The sequence below is a fragment of the Streptomyces sp. NPDC046759 genome (genome assembly GCF_040645475.1).
In the GTDB taxonomy this organism is placed as follows: Bacteria; Actinomycetota; Actinomycetes; order Streptomycetales; family Streptomycetaceae; genus Streptomyces.
In genome coordinates this window covers 206,466-223,215 of sequence record NZ_JBEYYJ010000006.1, presented here as the reverse complement: position 1 = coordinate 223,215, position 16,750 = coordinate 206,466, and the positions used below count along the sequence as shown (strand labels likewise).

At 72.3% G+C, this 16,750-nt stretch carries 16 protein-coding genes; 5 read left to right on the top strand and 11 right to left on the bottom strand.

Going from position 1 to position 16,750, the window contains the following annotated elements:
* Window positions 1-61: 61 nt before the first annotated feature.
* The 3 genes from ABZ919_RS11010 to ABZ919_RS11000 all read right to left on the bottom strand — a co-directional run bounded on the left by ABZ919_RS11010 (window position 62) and on the right by ABZ919_RS11000 (window position 1,811).
* Window positions 62-430 carry a hypothetical protein gene (locus ABZ919_RS11010; protein WP_361245456.1) on the bottom strand — a complete coding sequence of 123 codons (369 nt, stop codon included), beginning with the start codon at window positions 428-430 and terminating at the stop codon, window positions 62-64.
* A gap of 39 nt (window positions 431-469) precedes the next feature.
* A complete protein-coding gene (locus tag ABZ919_RS11005) occupies window positions 470-856 on the bottom strand; it encodes a hypothetical protein (RefSeq protein WP_361245454.1) in 387 nt (128 codons plus the stop codon).
* A 127-nt stretch (window positions 857-983) separates the two neighbouring features.
* A complete protein-coding gene (locus ABZ919_RS11000; RefSeq protein ID WP_361245451.1) occupies window positions 984-1,811 on the bottom strand; it encodes an alpha/beta hydrolase in 828 nt (275 codons plus the stop codon).
* Between the two features lie 290 nt (window positions 1,812-2,101).
* Here ABZ919_RS11000 and ABZ919_RS10995 point away from each other — a divergent pair, with 290 nt between their 5' ends.
* Window positions 2,102-3,532 (top strand): carboxylesterase family protein, encoded by a 1,431-nt coding sequence (locus ABZ919_RS10995; RefSeq protein ID WP_361245448.1) that lies wholly within the window; start codon window positions 2,102-2,104, stop codon window positions 3,530-3,532.
* A gap of 172 nt (window positions 3,533-3,704) precedes the next feature.
* Complete coding sequence (locus ABZ919_RS10990; protein ID WP_361245445.1) at window positions 3,705-5,396, top strand: SpoIIE family protein phosphatase; 1,692 nt, start codon at window positions 3,705-3,707, stop codon at window positions 5,394-5,396.
* 217 nt (window positions 5,397-5,613) lie between these two features.
* Here the strand turns inward: ABZ919_RS10990 and ABZ919_RS10985 are convergent, their stop codons facing one another.
* Both ABZ919_RS10985 and ABZ919_RS10980 read right to left on the bottom strand, forming a co-directional pair.
* Window positions 5,614-6,051, bottom strand: coding sequence for a lamin tail domain-containing protein (locus tag ABZ919_RS10985; protein WP_361245442.1), 438 nt, complete (start codon window positions 6,049-6,051; stop codon window positions 5,614-5,616).
* A 461-nt stretch (window positions 6,052-6,512) separates the two neighbouring features.
* Window positions 6,513-7,334, bottom strand: a complete 822-nt coding sequence (locus ABZ919_RS10980; protein ID WP_361245439.1) for a helix-turn-helix domain-containing protein — start codon at window positions 7,332-7,334, stop codon at window positions 6,513-6,515.
* A gap of 242 nt (window positions 7,335-7,576) precedes the next feature.
* Between ABZ919_RS10980 and ABZ919_RS10975 the strand changes: the two genes are divergently transcribed.
* Window positions 7,577-8,824, top strand: coding sequence for a S53 family peptidase (locus ABZ919_RS10975; RefSeq protein WP_361245436.1), 1,248 nt, complete (start codon window positions 7,577-7,579; stop codon window positions 8,822-8,824).
* A gap of 120 nt (window positions 8,825-8,944) precedes the next feature.
* Here the strand turns inward: ABZ919_RS10975 and ABZ919_RS10970 are convergent, their stop codons facing one another.
* Window positions 8,945-9,472: a DUF1877 family protein gene (locus ABZ919_RS10970; protein ID WP_361245433.1), complete on the bottom strand. Its 528-nt coding sequence runs from the start codon at window positions 9,470-9,472 to the stop codon at window positions 8,945-8,947.
* Between the two features lie 463 nt (window positions 9,473-9,935).
* Here ABZ919_RS10970 and ABZ919_RS10965 point away from each other — a divergent pair, with 463 nt between their 5' ends.
* Together ABZ919_RS10965 and ABZ919_RS10960 are read left to right on the top strand one after the other, a co-directional pair.
* Entirely contained in the window at window positions 9,936-10,568 is a 633-nt protein-coding gene (locus ABZ919_RS10965; protein WP_361245430.1) for an RNA polymerase sigma factor, read from the top strand.
* An 89-nt stretch (window positions 10,569-10,657) separates the two neighbouring features.
* Entirely contained in the window at window positions 10,658-11,434 is a 777-nt protein-coding gene (locus ABZ919_RS10960) for a hypothetical protein (RefSeq protein ID WP_361245427.1), read from the top strand.
* Window positions 11,435-11,574: 140 nt separating this feature from the next.
* Here ABZ919_RS10960 and ABZ919_RS10955 read toward each other — a convergent pair whose 3' ends face one another.
* The 5 genes from ABZ919_RS10955 to sigJ all read right to left on the bottom strand — a co-directional run bounded on the left by ABZ919_RS10955 (window position 11,575) and on the right by sigJ (window position 16,633).
* Window positions 11,575-13,218 (bottom strand): esterase-like activity of phytase family protein, encoded by a 1,644-nt coding sequence (locus ABZ919_RS10955; RefSeq protein ID WP_361245424.1) that lies wholly within the window; start codon window positions 13,216-13,218, stop codon window positions 11,575-11,577.
* 117 nt (window positions 13,219-13,335) lie between these two features.
* Entirely contained in the window at window positions 13,336-13,896 is a 561-nt protein-coding gene (locus ABZ919_RS10950; RefSeq protein ID WP_361245421.1) for a CGNR zinc finger domain-containing protein, read from the bottom strand.
* Between the two features lie 44 nt (window positions 13,897-13,940).
* Window positions 13,941-14,135, bottom strand: a complete 195-nt coding sequence (locus tag ABZ919_RS10945; protein WP_361245418.1) for a hypothetical protein — start codon at window positions 14,133-14,135, stop codon at window positions 13,941-13,943.
* Between the two features lie 257 nt (window positions 14,136-14,392).
* A complete protein-coding gene (locus ABZ919_RS10940; protein ID WP_361245415.1) occupies window positions 14,393-15,577 on the bottom strand; it encodes an FAD-dependent oxidoreductase in 1,185 nt (394 codons plus the stop codon).
* Window positions 15,578-15,688: 111 nt separating this feature from the next.
* A complete protein-coding gene (sigJ, locus tag ABZ919_RS10935; RefSeq protein WP_361245412.1) occupies window positions 15,689-16,633 on the bottom strand; it encodes an RNA polymerase sigma factor SigJ in 945 nt (314 codons plus the stop codon).
* Between the last annotated feature and the right edge of the window lie 117 nt (window positions 16,634-16,750).

Sequence of the window (16,750 nt, the reverse complement as noted above, 5' to 3'; positions counted from 1 at the left end):
AGATGTCCCCCGCACCGAGTCCTCGGGTGCGGGGGACATGCGGGGACGTATCAGCCATGAATCACCAGTCGTCCCCATTCAGTTCGTCCGCCGATGACCCGGGGCGGATGGTCCGCCCGTTCTCGCCGTTCTTCCCCCGCCTTCCGGGGTGACCGTGCCTGCCGCGATGGCCGTGCCTCCCCGTCCGTCCCACCGGTCCCCTCGGGCCGGTGGGGCCGGGGGTCCCCGAGGGACCGGGCGGGCCGGGCGGGCCGGACGGGCCGCGCTCGGTGCCGTTCGCCTGCAGGACGATGCGCCGTGCCTGCAGTGCGTCGATCTGGTTCTGGTGGACGACGAGCGCGGCTGACTGCGCGATGAATGCGATGGTCAGCACTGCGCCGAGCACATGACGGCGCTGCGGGTTACGCAGCGCATCTTTTACGCTACTCACATTTTCCTCACGCTGTGGCGAATCGCGGCCAACGCTCTTCTAGGGCGTCACGGAGGAGTTGCGCGGGAGGGCCCTGCTGCTGCTTCCCCCTTCTGAAGGGCTCCCGGACGATGACGACGACCCGGCCACGGCGTCCTTCCCGTTTGTGCCGTCCTTGCCGTCCTTGCCGTTCGTCCCGTCCTGCCCGTCCGTGCCGTCCCGCCCGTCCCGTCCCGCCGGGCCGGGCGGGCCGGACGGGCCCGGAGGGCCGGAAGGGCCCGACGGACCGGGAGGGCCGGCCACGAGGCCTTGGTCGACGGGCTGTGCCTGTAGGTCGTCGATCTGCATCTGCTGGGTGATGAGCACAGCCGACTGCGCGACGAGCGCGACGGTCAGCACTGCGCCGAGCACGAGATGGCGCCGCGGGTTGCGCAGCGCTTCGATCACGCTTTTCACATTACCCCTCACGCTGTTTGACAACGAATGTAAATCACCAGAACTGGGAAAAGGTGGACATCCGCAGCGAGTGTCTTCAGCCGCCAGGAGTGCGGTGAGCGGTAAAGCGTGTGCTCGGTCAACCGCGTGCGAATTCGAGGAGATCGGCGTCGAAACGCCCCGCGAACGCGGGCACCATCGACAGGCCGTGCGGAGCACCGGGGTAAATCTTGAAGGTCGCGTCCTTGACGAGCTTCGACGATTTCTCACCGGCGGCCACAATGGGCACGATCTGGTCATCGTCGCCGTGAACGATCAGCGTGGGAACGTCGATCTTCTTGAGATCCTCGGTGAGGTCGGTCTCGGAGAACGCCCTGATGCAGTCATAGGCACTCTTGATGCCCACCGTCATGCTCCACAGCCAGAACTCGTCGCGTGTTCCCTGCGAGACGGTCGAGCCTTCGCGGTTGGCCCCGTAGAACGGGGCGCTGAGGTCCTTGTAGTACTGGGAGCGGTCCGTCAGCACGCCTTGCCGGATCTCGTCGAAGACGTCGATCGGGAGCCCCTCCGGGTTCGCCTCCGTCTTGAGCATCAACGGCGGGATCGCGCTGAGCAGAACCGCCTTGGCGACACGGCTCGAGCCGTGCCGGCCGAGGTAGCGCGTGACCTCTCCGCCACCGGTCGAGTGACCGACCAGGATGGCATCCCGGAGATCGAGGGTCTCGATGACCGATGCCAGGTCGTCGGCGTACGTGTCCAGGTCGTTCCCCGTCCACGGCTGGCCGGAGCGTCCGCCCCCGCGTCGGTCGTGGGCCACGGCCCGGAAGCCGTTGTCCGCCATCAGCTTCACTTGCGGATCCCACGCGTCCGCGATGAGCGGCCAGCCGTGGGAAAAGACCACCGGTTGCCCCGATCCCCAGTCCTTGAAGTAGATCTCGGTGCCGTCCTTGGCAGTGGCAAAGGCCATGATCGCCTCTCTAGCACTTGTCCGGAACTCCGCATTGCACGGGAATTCAGTGCCCGAGCCGCGTTGGGAATGTCACGCCACGACCAGCAGCGGACGCAGAGGGGAGGCGACGGAGAGGCCGGCAGCGGAAGGCGGCCGATGAGCACGTCCTGAACCTCACCCTACTGGGAAAGCCCCACTTCAGCGCGGCGGGCGACTGCCTCATCCGCGGCACTCTCCGTAGACTCGCGTCACCGCCTGCGCGGAGATCGTCGACGACGTTGAACGGGGGACCGATGGATCCGGTTGCGGTGACCTCGGCCGGCGCGGTCAAGGGTGTGTCCCAGAACGGGATCGCGCGGTTTCTCGGTATTCCCTTCGCGGCAGCGCCCGAGGGACCGCTGAGATTCCGGCCGCCGATGCCCGCGCCGGGCTGGGACGGCGTCAGGGAAGCCGTCGCCTTCGGCACGGCTCCGCCTCAACTCGCCCCGGCGCCGGGTGCTCCGCCCGCCTGGCGGCCCGGCGACGGGCTGGACTGCCTGACGCTGAACGTGTGGACCCCCGACCCGGCCACCACCGGCCTGCCGGTCATGGTGTGGGTCTACGGCGGCCTGTGGAAGCACGGGGCGGCGAGCATGCCCCAGTACGACGCCGGCGTTCTGGCCGGCTCCGGCGTCGTCGTGGTCAGCTTCAACTACCGTGTCGGTTTCGAGGGGTTCGGGCATCTGCCCGGGGTCGCGGACAATCGCGGGCTGCGCGACCAGGTCGCCGCCCTGGAGTGGGTGCGGGACAACATCACGGCGTTCGGCGGCGACCCGGCCGACGTCACGGTCTTCGGCCAGTCCGCCGGCGCGGCCTCCGTCGCCCTGCTCACGGCCGCGCCGGCCGCGCGGGGTCTGTTCCGGCGGGCGATCGCCCAGAGCATCCCCTCCGGCATCCGCACCGCTGCCGAGGCCGAGGCCGTCACCACGGCCGTCGCGGCGGCCGCCGGCGTTCCGGCGACCCCGGAGGCCTTCGCGGCCCTGCCGCCGGAGGCGATCCTCGCCGTCCAGGACGCACCGCTGCGCCCGGGAGACGGGTTCACCGCCTTCGGCCCCGTCGTCGACGGCGACCTGGTGACGGGACCGCCGTGGACCGCTCTCCGGGCCGGCGCGGGCCGGGACGTGGACCTGATCTGCGGGTTCACCCATGAGGAGTTCCGCGGCCAGGGCCCGCTCCCGCCGCCGGGAGTCGACCTCGGGCTCGTCGCCGAAGCAGTCGGCCTCGACAAGGGGGCGGCCGCCGCCTACCGCCAGGCCCACCCCGGCACGAGTGACGCCGACCTGTTCACCGTGATGCTGTCCGACGCGCTCGTCCGGATGCCGACCACCTGGGTCGCCGAGGCGCACGCCCGCGCGGGCGGACGCACCTGGCTCTACGACTTCACCTGGTCCGGACCCGCTCTCGGCGCCGGCCACGGCATCGACGTCCCCTTCGTCTTCGGCAACGCCACGACCCGCCCCGCCGCCCGGCTCCTCGGCTCCCCGCCGCCCCCGGACTTCGCCGGCCTCTCCCGGCGTCTGCGCAGCGCCTGGACGTCCTTCGCCGTGACCGGTGACCCGGGCTGGCCCCGGTACACCCCCGAACGCCCCACCACCCGCACCTGGGACACGCCGCCCACCGACGGCCCGTATCCGCTGGAGGACTCCCGGCGCATCTGGCAGCGGTACACCCCGCCGGAGCGTCGTCACGCCGCACCGTAGGGTCCCCCTCTGCTGACGGGGGGGACCTACGGGTGGCGCGTGCCACCCGGATACCCGGCTGGGCGAATCGACCGTGCTCCTTCTCGCCCCGGGCATCACCCGTATCCCCGGGGGAACCCAGTGAGAGCAGGGGGGTGTACGACGCATTCCCGCCAGTGAGGGGAGGCAGGCCATGGCAGGCCAGGGTGGCGCGCAGAACCCGGTCGCCAGTGCCCTGGACGCCCTCGGCACGGGCGCCTACCTGACGGACGCGCAGGGCCTGATCGTCGCCGTCAACACGCGCGGTGAACAACTGCTGGGCCGCCCGGCCTCCGCCCTGGTCGGCAAGGACGCCCACGACCTGCTGCACCGCACCCGCTGGGGGGAACCCGTACCGAGAGCGCAGTGCCGGATCCGGGCGAGCATGATCGCCGGCCGCACGGAACAGGGTGGCGGCGAGTGGCTGGAGTGCGGCGACGGCACGCTGCTGCCCGTGGCCTGGCTGGTCACTCCGTGCGACCTCGGGATCAGTCCGTCGGCCACGCTCGTCCTCTTCCACTCCGCGGGACGTTCGGGGCGGCCCGCCCAGCGGCCGCCGGTCAGCGGGCGGCTGCCGGAACTGGAGCGGCTCGCGCTGCTCGCCGAGACGACCACTTTGCTGACGTCCACCCTGGACATCGACGAGGCGTTGCGCCGCCTGGTCAGTCTCGTGGTGCCCCGCCTCGCCGACTGGGCCGTCATCGACCTGATCACCGAGCGGGACGAGGTGTGGCGCTTCGCCGTCGCCCATGCCGAGGGTGGCACCGTGGTGTTCCGGGACGATCTTCAGGGGCCCATGCCGCCGGTGCCGCAGGAGTCCCCGATGCCCCTGTCCCGCGCCCTGCGCGGTGCGGCGTCCTCCCTCGCCGGACCCGAGACCTACCACGGCCCGCCCGACTCCGGCATCGCGGTCGAGCAGCGGCGCCTGTTCGAGGAGACGGGAATGCACTCGGCGGTCGTGGTCCCCCTCCGCAGCCTGCACGACGTGCTGGGTGCCCTCACCCTCGGCCGCTCCGACCAGCCCGAACGGTTCGACGCCACCGATGTCGCCCTGCTGGAGGACATCGCCCGCCGGGCCAGTCTCGCGCTCGAGAACGCCCGCCTCTACCAGCGTCAGCGCAAGGTCGCCGAGACCATGCAGCGCCATCTGCTGCCGAAGCTGCCGCGTACGCCCGGCCGCAGCATGACCGCTCGTTATCTGCCCGCGCCGGACGCCTCCGAGGTCGGCGGCGACTGGTACGACGCCTTCACCCTGGCGGACGGCGCGACCGCCCTCGTCATCGGCGACGTCGTGGGCCACGACCTGGACGCGGCGGCCGGCATGGCCCAGCTGCGCAACATGCTCCGCGCGTACGCCCTGTCCCAGCAGAGACCGCCGAGCAAGATCGTGGAGTGGCTCGACCACGCGACCCCGGACATCGCCGAAGTCTCCATGGCGACACTGGTCTTCGCCCGCATGACGGTGAACGACGACGGTGGCTGCGAGCTGTCCTGGACCAATGCCGGCCATCCGCCTCCGCTGCTGGTCACCCACGAGGGCGTGGCGCGCTACCTGACCGACGGCCACGGGCTCCTGCTGGGCGTCGCGCCGGAGCGGCCGCGTCCGGACGCGACGGCGGAACTGCCGCCCGGGGCAACCCTGCTGCTCTACACCGACGGTCTGATCGAGTCCCCGGGCCACAGCCTGGACGAGGGCCTGGAGCGCCTGCGCCGCCATGCCGCAGCCCTGGCCCACCGCCCCCTCGAGCCCTTCACGGACCAGTTGCTGGCACGGGCGCGGCCGCCCGCCAACGACGACGACGTGGCGCTGCTCGCCGTACGGAACGTGCCCCGGCCGGCCGCGTGAGGCCTTCCCGGAGCCTGCGGGAAGGCCGATCGTGGGTGGCGCGCAGGCCCACGGCTCCCCGGGTGCCGGAGCCGTGGGCCTCGTCAGCGGGGCCGGCCGGTCAGTGGGCCGGCCCGTTGGACCGGCGCGATCGTGCGGGGCGCATGGGTGGTGCGGTCACTCTCCCGGGACAGTGCCACACCACCCGACACGGCCGGAGCGCGCCGGTGACGCCGGGTCAGCGGTAGAAGCGCCGCCCCCAGGAGGCGTCGTCGACGAGCCAGCCGTGGTCGTTGCGCAGGGTCGCCGTGTCGGCGCTGTCCCATACGGACCTGTGGCGGTCCTGGAACAGGTCGGTACGGCTGTCGCGGCCGTAGCCGGTGTGGACGCGTACGGACGACCGGCCGGCGAGGCGGTAGTGGTGGAAGGTGTAGGTGTGGCCGTCCCTGTCGGAGAGGGTCCAGCCGTCGAGGTTGACGTCCCGGCGGGACCGGTTGGTGATGTCCACCCACTCCTTGTTCAGGGCCCAGTTGGAGTGCTCCCAACCGGAGCGGGCCTGAACATCGCTGATGTAGACCGTGTTGTGGTGCGGACGCGGCGCCGGGTGGTCGGCGGCGGCCGCCGGCAGTGCAACGGCACCCACTGCGGCGGCCGCCACGGCGGCGACGGCGGTCATGCGACGCACAGAAGCGGAAACGGTCACGAGGATCCCCCTACAGAGGTCCGGAGCATCCTGCGTAGGCGCCGCGAGCGACACGTCGTCACGGGCCGGCAGGGATGCGTTGTGCGGTTGGCGGCCGGCTGGCCGCGCACTCACACTCTGCAACCCGGGCGTCCGGTATGTGGGGGAGATGTGGCTGTCATTACTGTTTCAACATATTCCGGTTACTGACGACTGCAACGTCCATATATTTCCCGAAATGGGCTGCTGACCGTGCGTCAGGCGGTGGCGGCGCCCCAGCACCGGCCCACTGTGACAGCGGCCCTGGGCCACCGGCACCTGCTCCGGGCATGCCGTCACCCGAAAGTGAGTAACAGCCGTCCGGGCCGTCGAAGTGGACTAGTTCATGTCGGTGGGGCCCGCTGCGGCGCCTGGTCAGGCCCGGGGAGAGAGTGCGCCTCGGCCGGACGGGCCGCTCACGTCCGCGGGCCCTGTCCCGTCCCGGGTGCCGCGTTCCTCCACACCGTGTCGAAGGCGAGGCGCAGGCAGCCCGCGAGGGCCGGGTGCTCGATGAACAGCGTGGTGGTGGAGCCGGCACCGGCCACCGGGTCGGGCATGTCGCACAGGACGAGGGAAGCGTCGGCGACGACGAGCTTCAGCGGCAGCTCGGTGGCGAAGCGGGCCTCCTCCCCCGCGGCGGCGAAGCGCCGGACGTGCTCCGCCGTCTCGGGATCACCCAGGGCGTCGTCGAGGTAGATCGCCCGGACCGTGCCTCCCGCGGCGTGGAGCCGGCGGACCACCGCGATTCCCTCGGCGTTCTCCGCGGGGGCGACGAACGGCGGTTTGCAGAAGGTGAGGAGTTCGCGGCGGGCCTGCCGCTGGATGTCGGCGAAGCGCTCGGAGATCGCCTTCGGGTCGCGCAGGATCTCGATGTAGTCCAGCGGATCGGTGTGCTCCCGCCCCTGGGACCACAGCGGCTGCAGGATGCCGGCCAGCCCCTGCGAGACCCGCTCCAGCCGGTCGACGGACTCCCGTTGCACCGTCATCAGCCGGGCGAGGGCCAACTCGGGCGGGACGGCGGAGTAGGTGGCCACCCGCCCGCGGTGGGCCGAGACCAACTGCCGCCGTACGAGGGCGTCCAGGACGTCGTAGACGCGTTGGCGCGGCACGTCGGCCTCCCGGGCCACCTCGCCGGCGGTGTAGGAACCACGCCTGATGAGGGTGAGGTAGACCCGCGCCTCGTACCGGGCCAGGCCCAGCGACATCAGGCCGTTGAGGGTGCCGTCTTCCAGCTCCATGGCTGCACAAGGTACCCGCAGACGCCCATGGGTCGAGCCGAAGGTTTTTACCAACTGGCCCTGTTCTCTTCGGCAAACAGTCAATAGCCTCGTCACTAGCCACCACTGACCGGGGTGGCACATCACCAGCATGCCCGGAACCCGGCGCCACACGGCCACCCCCAACGGGGCGTTTGTCATGTTCTTGCCATTCACTCCGGCCGCCGTCGTGACGCCCCCATCCCCCCACGGAGGGCAGTTCTTTGCGTTCTCATCGCAGAAGGAACCCGATACGCCGCGGCGCCCCCGCGGCCCTGTCCGCAGCGGCTCTGATCACCGCCGGCCTGGCCGCCTCCCACTCGGCGGCCTTCGCGACGACGGCCACCGCGTCCCCCACCGCCTCCACGGTGCACACCCACCGGCTCTGTTCGGAGCCGAGCAAACCCGGTTACATGGCGTGCGAAGCGGTCGAGCGCACGGACATGAAGGCGCAGAAGTCCCTCGGCCGTCACGACACCCCCAAGGGCTTCGGGCCGGCCGATCTGCAGGCCGCCTACAACCTCCCCAAGGACGGCGGCAAGGGCGCCACCGTCGCGATCGTCGACGCCAACGACGACCCGAACGCCGAGAAGGACCTGGCGGCCTACCGGTCCCAGTACGGCCTGCCGGAGTGCAGCACGGGCAACGGCTGCTTCAAGAAGATCGACCAGGATGGCGGCACCAACTACCCGGCGCCCGACTCCGGTTGGGCGGGCGAGATCTCCCTCGACGTGGACATGGTCAGCGCGGCCTGCCCGCAGTGCCACATCCTGCTCGTCGAGGCCAAGTCCGCCAACATGGACGACCTCGGTGCGGCCGTGAACCAGGCCGTCAAGCAGGGCGCCAAGTACGTCTCCAACAGCTACGGCGGCAGCGAGGAGGCCAACGACACCTCGGCGGACGACAAGTACTTCAAGCACCCCGGCGTGGCCATCACCGTCAGCTCCGGTGACAGCGGCTACGGCGTCGAGTACCCGGCCGCCTCACCGTACGTGACCTCCGTCGGGGGGACCTCGCTCAAGAAGGACAGCAGCACCCGCGGCTACTCCGAGTCCGTCTGGGGCACCTCCGCGGGCGGGAACGGCGCGGGCTCGGGCTGCTCGCAGTACGGTGCCAAGCCGTCCTGGCAGAAGGACACCGACTGCGGCAAGCGCGCCGTCGCCGACGTCGCGGCCGTCGCCGACCCGGCCACCGGTCTCGCCGTGTACGACACCTACCAGGCGAACGGCTGGAACGTGTACGGCGGCACCAGCGCCTCCTCGCCGTTCATCGCCGGTGTCTACGCCCTCGCGGGCACCCCGGGAGCCGGTGACGTCCCGGCTTCCTACCCCTACGCCCACCCGGACAAGCTGAACGACGTCACCGACGGCTCCAACGGGTCCTGCGGCGGTTACCTGTGCAAGGCCGGCAAGGGCTACGACGGCCCGACGGGCCTCGGCACCCCGAACGGCGTCGCGGCCTTCACCAAGTAGTCGACGGAAAGCCGGCAGCACACCGGCTCCTTCCGCTCCGCCCCGTCGGCCGTCCGGCGGGGCGGAGCACTGTGCGGCGCCGCCTTCGGCGCCCGGCCGGCCGCAGGCAGGAGGGCTGGCTCAACCGGGCATGAGGCGGGCGAACCGCCCGTCCCCGGACGACAGCCGCTTCACCACCGCCTCCCCGCACTCGGCCGTCCGCACGTAGAACGCCGTCAGTTCCCGGTGCCCCGCGGCGAACGCACGCCGGGCCTCGGGTTCCCCGCTGAGCCCGCCGTAGCGCGGCAGCAGCGCGCCGCGGGCGAGGAACCACAGCGTGTCGAAGTCGGCCGTCGTCAGGAACACGGCCACACGGCGCGCCTGGGCCGCCGTCAGCACCAGGAACGGCGGCTGGTCGGGATCGGGGCGGCGCACCGGCCGGCCGCCGAGCACCACCTGGGCCTGGGGCCGGTCCTCGGCATGCGGCCGGCAGGCACCGGCGTAGATGTGCGCCTGGTCGGCATAGCGCTCGTCCAGCACCTCCTCGCAATGCCGGCCGGACCGGCCACGGTGGGCCTCCACGTCGTCCTCGAACTGCCGCTCGAGCCAGGCCGCGCTGTTCCGCAGCGCCGGGGACGGTATCGCTCGCAGATGCAGTTGCGCACTCATGCACAGGGAGCGCAGCGGGCGGCCGAAGCATCACACGGCCACTGCGCGAGCGGCAGCCGGGGCACCAGTGGGGGGAGGCCGGAACCCGGGCAGTGGAGGGGTTCCGGCCTCCCGCCGTCCCTCTCCGTGACGCACCCGGGGGGAGTCAGGGGCGGCACGCAGAGGGGTCCGAGGGCGGGGGTTCGGGAGCCGGCAGCCGGCAGAGCCGATGCACCGGCCGCCCCGCGCGGACCCGGCATCCATGCAGCGCACGGCCGGCGCGAAACGTCACGCGGACGGGCCGAAGCCGCCGTTCGGCGCTCGACCGACCGGCTCCCGGCACACCTGCGGGAACGCGCGGGGCGACCGGCGCCTTGTGACATTTCTGTGGGGGCGGACGCTGGTCACCATGAGGCCGTCGGTGCACAAGGGGGACGACGGACCACAGCGACTCCCGATGTTCCCGGTGCGAACGAGGACTGTTTTGGGCCAGGCACGGCAACCCCGGCGCGCACAGGCGCTCGACGGGGAGTTGGGCGCGGCGGTCGCGCGGGCCCAGCAGGGTGACGAAGCCGCCTTCGCCGTCGCCTACCGGATCGTGCAGCCGGGCCTGCTCGGCTTTCTGCACGGGATCGTCGGCGACGACGCGGAGGACGTGGCGTCCGACGCCTGGCTGGAGATCAGCCGTGACCTGGGGCGTTTCAAGGGCGACGGGGCCGGGTTCCGCGGCTGGACCGCGACCATCGCGCGGCACCGGGCACTGGACCATCTGCGCCGCCGGCGGGTACGGCCCCGGGCGGGCGGCACCGAGCAGGACGTCCTGGACCTGCCCGGTCCGCACGACACCCACGACCAGGCCCTGGAGTCCCTCTCCACCGAACGGGCCCTGGAACTGGTGCGCAGACTGCCGCGGGACCAGGCCGAAGCCGTCCTTCTCCGTGTCGTCGTAGGCCTGGACGGCCCCGCCTCGGCGCGCGTGCTCGGCAAGCGCCCGGGAGCGGTGCGCACCGCGGCCCACCGCGGTCTGAAACGCCTCGCCTGTCAGCTCGGCCTCGACAGCGCCGCTGACGCGGGTGTGACGGATGAGACCTCCCACGCGCTGGGGGAGTCGACATGAACAACGCCAGCGGCAGCGGGCCGGCGCACGGACGCCGGCGCCGGGCTCACCGGACGACTGGATCCCGTCGAACTGGAACGGAAGCGGACATGGGTGAACGAATGAGCGGTGGCCTGACTCCTGGCCGTCGGCATGCGCACCCTGGCGGCGCCGTACCCGGGCCGCGGGAGCGCGACACCGCCGTGCTGGAGACGGTGCTGGCCGACGTCCTGCGCGGACACGGTCTCGACCACGAGGCGGAGCAGCGGGCCCGCGCCGCCTTCCGGGCCGCCCGCGACGCCGGCACGCACCGGGCGCGCACCCGGCGGCGGGACGACTGGCGGCGGCCCGCGGAGCGGCGTGCAGGGCGCACCGCGAAGATGACGTTCGGTGTGGTGTTCGCCGGCCTCACCCTGGGCGGTGTCGCCGTGGCCGCCATCGGTCCGGCCGGCTCGTCCGCGGACGGGGCCGGTGCCGGCCGGCGGGCCTCGCACCCGGCGGCCGTCGCCCCGGCCCGGCCGGGGAACGTGTCGCCGTCGGCGTCCTCCCACGGCCTCGGACCTGCGTACGGATCGGCGCACGGCCGGGCCACCGAAGCCCATTGCCGCGCCTACGAGCAGGTCAAGGACCGGGGCAAGGCGCTCGGTGCCACGGCTTGGGCACAGCTCGTCGCGGCCGCCGGCGGCAAGGACGAGGTCGCCGCGTACTGTGCCGAGCAGACGGCCCGGGTGACGGCCCCGCCCGACAGGGCGGGCGGCAAGGGCCGACCCGCCTCCGGCAACCGCACCGAGGAGAACGCCGCCACCCCGGGCGGCACGGCCTCCCGGAACGACCCCGGCGGCTCCCACAAGGCGAGCGGGGGCAAGGGCGGCGGCAAGCACCCGTAAGCGGGCTGGGCGCGGCATTGCCGCACCGGCGCCGCCGGGGGCCGTCGGCCCGCGGCGGCAGGGCGGTGCGGCCCGGCACCGGGATCACGCCGGGGCGCCTTGACGGCGACGGCACGTCCGTGCCGTCGCCCTCCGGAAGGTCACCTGACGGTGATCGTCACGGTCGCGTCGCTGGTCGCCGCGGGCAGGCGGGTGGTGTCGACGGCCAGGTACTCGCCGTCGTCCTGGGCGCCGTTCGGGAGGATCTTGGCGTGCAGCGAGTAGGGCGGGGTGGGGGTCGCGTCGGACACGCCGTCGACACCGAAGTCGCTGTCGTTGCTCACGACGATCGTGCGGCCGCCGTCGGTGGTGGCGACGCCCTCGATCTTGTCGTGGCCGAAGAAGCCGCCGGTCGGGTCGAGGGAGCTGACCAGACCGCCGAGGTCGAGGTCGAGGCTCTTGGCGACGGGGGTGATGCCGGCCGACTGCAGGGCGGCCGTGGCGGCGACGGTGGTGCCGGCGCCGACGTAGGCCTCGAGCGTCTGCCGGCCCGGGCCGACGAGCAGCCCGCCCTTGGCCGCGTCGTACGCGGCCCCGGCCACCGTGGACGCCGGGCCGACGTCCGTGGCGCCCGAGAGGTCGATGGCGAACAGCTTCTTGTATGCACCCGGTTCGGTGTTGCCGTCCCGTTCGTCGACGAGGAAACGGGTGCTGCTCAGCGCGGTGATCTCGCTGACCGCGCCGCTGTTCGTCTTCGGGTCGTCGAGCAGGTACACGTACTCGTGCGTGGCGTGGGTGCGCAGGTCGTAGGTGACGATGCGCAGCGTGGGGACGTGCTTGACCTTGACGCTGCCGGGGAGGTCGGGCGCCTGGAGCGCGGACTGCATGATGCCGACGAGCGTGTGGCCGTCGGGGGTCACGGTCAGGCCTTCCATGCCCTTGTTGGGGACGCGGTTCCTCAACTCGGCGGGCAGTGAGCCGTCGAAGGGGGACAGTCGCCCGATGGCCCGGCCGTCACGGCCGAAGTGCGTGATGTACGGCCCGTACTCGTCCGACACCCAGAAGGTGCCGTCCCGCATGGCCACCAGGCCCTCGGAGTCGTACCCGTACGGCGAGTGCGGCAGCGGCGTGCCGCTCAGGTCGACGAGGTTCTCGCCGGTGCCCGCCTCGGAGTTGACGAGCCCGTTGTACGGGGTGCCGTCGGCGGCACGCAGCGGGACGGTCCGTTCCAGTACGGCCCTGGTGCCCTTCAGTCGGAATCTCCCGATCGCGGGGTCGAAGTCCGGCAGCGGCAGCACCTTTCCGCCGTTCGGCGCGTCGACGTTCGGGCCCCGGTCGGTGAGGCCGTAGAACTCGTCCTTCGAACCGGGCACCGGGTACAGCGACGAACCGTACGCCCCGGCGGTGACCGGCACCCCGCCGATGACGGCCAGGGGCTTGAGATGGGTCTGGTACAGCCGTACGGCGTCGCTGATCCGGTAGGTGAAGATGTCGGTCCCGTGATAGCCGGCGTCGGGTGTGTAGCGGAACGAGCCGTCCTGGGCGAGGGCGAGGGTGCCGTGGGCGGTCTTCGTGTGCGCGACGAGGGTCGCCGGGCTGCCGCTGTCGTCGGCCAGTACGCCGTGCCGCGCGCCGACGCTCAAGGTCCGCCCGGCGTGTGCGGTGTAGGTGTCGTCGCGTGCCTGGAGCGTGTGCGTACCGGCGTGCGCCCCGGCGTCCGGCGTACCGGCGTCGGCCGTTCCGGTGCCGGCCAGGGACAGCACGACGGCCGTGGCGGCCGCGGTCGCAATTCCCAGACGGTTCATCAGATCCCCTCCTTGTCACGCGTCACCATGGCGCGCGAGGAGGAAGTCTGATCAGCGCGCATGGCCGCAGGGCGTCCGGAAGGTGCGCACGGGGTAAAGCGTGCCGGCGCGGACGGGTCAGTGGGCCGGCGCGGGCCCGGACTTCCTGCGGGCCCGGTACGCGGCCGCCTTGATCTTGTTGCCGCAGGACTCCATCCCGCACCAGTGCCGGCGCATGCCCCGCGAGCGGTCGATGTAGGTGCGGGTGCACTCCGGGTTGCCGCACTCCTTGAGCAGGGGTACGTCCGGTCCGCTCAGGAGCTCGATGGCGTGCCGCGCGACCAGGGAGAGGGCTTCTTCCGGTGCCGCCTGCGTCCATCGCCCCGACAGGGTGAGCTGCGGCACCGCGGGCGGCCTGCGTGCGGCGTCGTTCACCACCGTCAGGGCCGCCCTGTCGTAGTCCTCTCCGAGCCGACGGGCCGTCACCAGCAGGTAGACGGCCTCCCGTACGGTCTGGGCCTGTTCGACGTCGGGCTGCCGGGCGGGCGAGACCGCATCGACGAGGCCGGACTCCACGTACCATGCCGTCAGCCTTTCCGGCGTCGCGAACATCTCGAAGCGCGCCGAACGGCGGGCTCGGAGCGTCGCGGCGAAGTCGAGGGCCGGGTTTCCGCAGACGAAGACGTGGTCGAGGTTCACATCACCATTCTGACCGGTGACTGTGACACGGACAAGACGCCGGCTCAGAGGCCCAGGTCGGCGGCGAGGCAGGCGAAGGACCTCCACGACGCCTCCGGGTCGTAGGCGTACCGGGCCGGGTCGCCCGGCGTGGCCGCCTTCTCCTCGACCATGTCCTCGAAGCGGATGCGCTCGGGCAGCGCCCCGAAGCGCGCCCGGCGGACCGCGGCGGCACCGTCTGAGATGTTCAGGCTTTCCATGATCGGACTCCGTTCCGGTTCCCGGCGGTCCCCCGCCGGTCACCCGACGAGGGTGATGAGGTGGTGTCAGAAACGGTTCACGTCGGCGCCCGCCCGGGCGAAGGCAGTGGGTGCCCCCCGGGGTGCGTCGCGGCCTGTCCCGAGGTGCGTCCCTGATGACTGTCGCAGAGTCGACGTCACCGGTCAAGGCGGTGACGCAATCGGATGGCCGGCACCCGTGAGGGTTTCGCGGTGGGTGGTGACGAGCCGCCTCGGCCTCAGCGGGCCGGTGAGGCCGCCCGGGCCGGGGTGGGGACGACGGGGCGGCGCCGGGCCGGCACGAGGACCGGGTTGGCGACTCCCCAGGCCGCGCCCTTGCAGACCAGTTCCTTGTAGACGGCGGCGAACCGTCCCGTCAGGGCCGCCCGGACGGCGCGGTCGTCGGCGGTGACGTACTGGATCAGACCTTCCTTGCGGCCCAGCGAGATGCACTGGTTGAAGTAGCGCAGCGGCACCTTCGGCAGCCTCCCGCCGGTCAGGCGCGCCGCGATGGCGTCGGCGGCCTGCCAGGCGGTGGGGACGCCCGAGGCGCAGGACATCCGCAGCGGCTTGTCGCCGGGCCCCGCCACCATGGCCGCGTCGCCGACGGCGTACACGTCCGGGTGCGAGACCGAGCGCATGGTCCGGTCGACCACGATCCGTCCGTCGGCCGAGACTTCCAGGGTGGTGGCCCGGGCGATCGGGTGGACGGCGAAGCCCGTGGTCCACACGGTGACCGCGGCCGGGATCGAGCCGCCACCGGCGGTGCGGACGCGGTCGGCCTCCACGGCGGTCACGGTGGCCTGTTCGTGCGCGGTGATGCCGAGCCTGCAAAAGACCCTCACCAGGTGCCGGCGGCCCTTCGGCGAGAGCCAGTCGCCCAGTCCGCCGCGGGCGACGAGGGCGACCTCGAGGTCCGGGCGGGCCTCGGCGATCTCGGTCGCGGCCTCCACACCGGTGAGACCGCCGCCGACCACGACCACGGGCTGCCCGGCGTCCAGGCGGGCCAGGCGCTCGCGCAGCCGGAGCGCTCCGGGGCGGGAGGCGATCTCGTGGGCGTGACCGGCGACACCGGGGGCGCCCTGGTCGTTCCAGCCGCTGCCGAGGGCGTACACGAGGGTGTCGTACGTCAGCTCCTCGCTGCCGTCCGCGCCGAGCACGGCGACGGTCCTGCGGTCCGCGTCGACACCGGTGACCTTCGCGAGCTTCAGCGCGACGCCGGTGCCCGCGAACATCGCGCTGAAGGGCCTGGGCGTGAGGTCCTGGCCGACCGCGAGCTGGTGCATCCGGACGCGTTCGACGAAGTCCGGTTCGGCGTTGACGAGGGTGATGGCGACATCCTCGCGGCGCAGCCGCCTGGCGAGGCGTCCGGCGGCGATGGCTCCGGCGTATCCGGCTCCGAGGACGACGATGCGGTGCTGCATTTCCTGCTCCTGTCTGCGCGGCCCGGCCCTTGCCGTGGGCTTTCCGCCCCTTGAACCGGGTGACCCGCCGTTTCCTGACAGGAGTGGGATGTGAAGCAGCTCACATGGCGGTCAGAAGGCGGTGAGCAGGGGCGCGCCGTGGTCGGCGGCCGCCCACCGCCGGGTCGCCCGTTCCAGCTTGTCGGGGTTGACCTGGTTGCGGAACGCGGCGATGCCCCCTTCGGTGACCTCCAGGCACATGACGCCGACGACGCGGCCGCCGACGACCGCCACGACGGCGGGTTCTCCGTTGGCGGTCGTGGCGTAGACCTCGGGCGAGCCGCCGACGTAGGCCTGCTTGGCCTTGCTGGGCTTGAACAGGCCCCGCATGAAGGTCGCGACCGCGAGGGCTCCTTCGAACGCCTTGGCGCGGGCCGGGATCTTCCCGCCGCCGTCGCCGATCGCGATGGCGTCCTGGGTGAGCAGCCGTACCAGCGGCTCGGTCCGGCCGCTGGTGGCGGCCGCCAGGAACTCCTCGACGATCCGCCGGGCGGCGGCCTCGTCGATCTCGGTGCGGGTTTTTCCGGCCGCGACGTGCTTCTTGGCGCGGTGGAAGATCTGCTGGCTGGCGGCCTCGGTGATGTCGAGGATCTCGGCGATCTCCCGGTGCGGGTAGTCGAAGGCCTCCCGCAGCACGTACACCGCACGCTCACCGGGAGACAGGCGCTCCAGCACGGCGAGGACCGCGTACGACACCGATTCGCGCTGCTCGGCGGTGTCGGCCGGGCCCAGCATGGGGTCACCGGCGAGCAGCGGCTCGGGGAGCCATTGGCCCACATAGGTCTCGCGCCGCGCGCGGGCCGAGGTGAGCTGGTTGAGGCACAGGTTGGTGAGCACCTTCGTCAGCCACGCCTCGGGGACCTCGATGCGGCCGACGTCGGCGGCCTGCCAGCGCAGGAACGTCTCCTGCACGGCGTCCTCGGCCTCGCCGGCCGAGCCGAGGAGGCGATAGGCGATGGCCTCCAGACGGGGCCTGGACGCCTCGAACCGGTCCACGTCGCTCATGGTCAGCGCCATGCCCGGATCCTAGCCCGCGCCCCGGCCACCGGACCCCGCAGCGCGGCCCCGGCCGGCTTCCGGCGGGGATACGGCAGACCCCCGGGCCGAGGACCCGGGGGTCTGTGTCGGGGGGTT

Coding starts and splice junctions, on each gene's coding strand:
- ABZ919_RS11000 (WP_361245451.1), bottom strand. CDS start 1,811: ATGGCCTTTGCCACTGCCAAGGACGGCACCGAGATCTACTTCAAGGAC.
- ABZ919_RS10990 (WP_361245445.1), top strand. CDS start 3,705: ATGGCAGGCCAGGGTGGCGCGCAGAACCCGGTCGCCAGTGCCCTGGAC.
- ABZ919_RS10985 (WP_361245442.1), bottom strand. CDS start 6,051: ATGACCGCCGTCGCCGCCGTGGCGGCCGCCGCAGTGGGTGCCGTTGCA.
- ABZ919_RS10980 (WP_361245439.1), bottom strand. CDS start 7,334: ATGGAGCTGGAAGACGGCACCCTCAACGGCCTGATGTCGCTGGGCCTG.
- ABZ919_RS10970 (WP_361245433.1), bottom strand. CDS start 9,472: ATGAGTGCGCAACTGCATCTGCGAGCGATACCGTCCCCGGCGCTGCGG.
- ABZ919_RS10960 (WP_361245427.1), top strand. CDS start 10,658: ATGGGTGAACGAATGAGCGGTGGCCTGACTCCTGGCCGTCGGCATGCG.
- ABZ919_RS10955 (WP_361245424.1), bottom strand. CDS start 13,218: ATGAACCGTCTGGGAATTGCGACCGCGGCCGCCACGGCCGTCGTGCTG.
- ABZ919_RS10945 (WP_361245418.1), bottom strand. CDS start 14,135: ATGGAAAGCCTGAACATCTCAGACGGTGCCGCCGCGGTCCGCCGGGCG.
- ABZ919_RS10940 (WP_361245415.1), bottom strand. CDS start 15,577: ATGCAGCACCGCATCGTCGTCCTCGGAGCCGGATACGCCGGAGCCATC.
- sigJ (WP_361245412.1), bottom strand. CDS start 16,633: ATGGCGCTGACCATGAGCGACGTGGACCGGTTCGAGGCGTCCAGGCCC.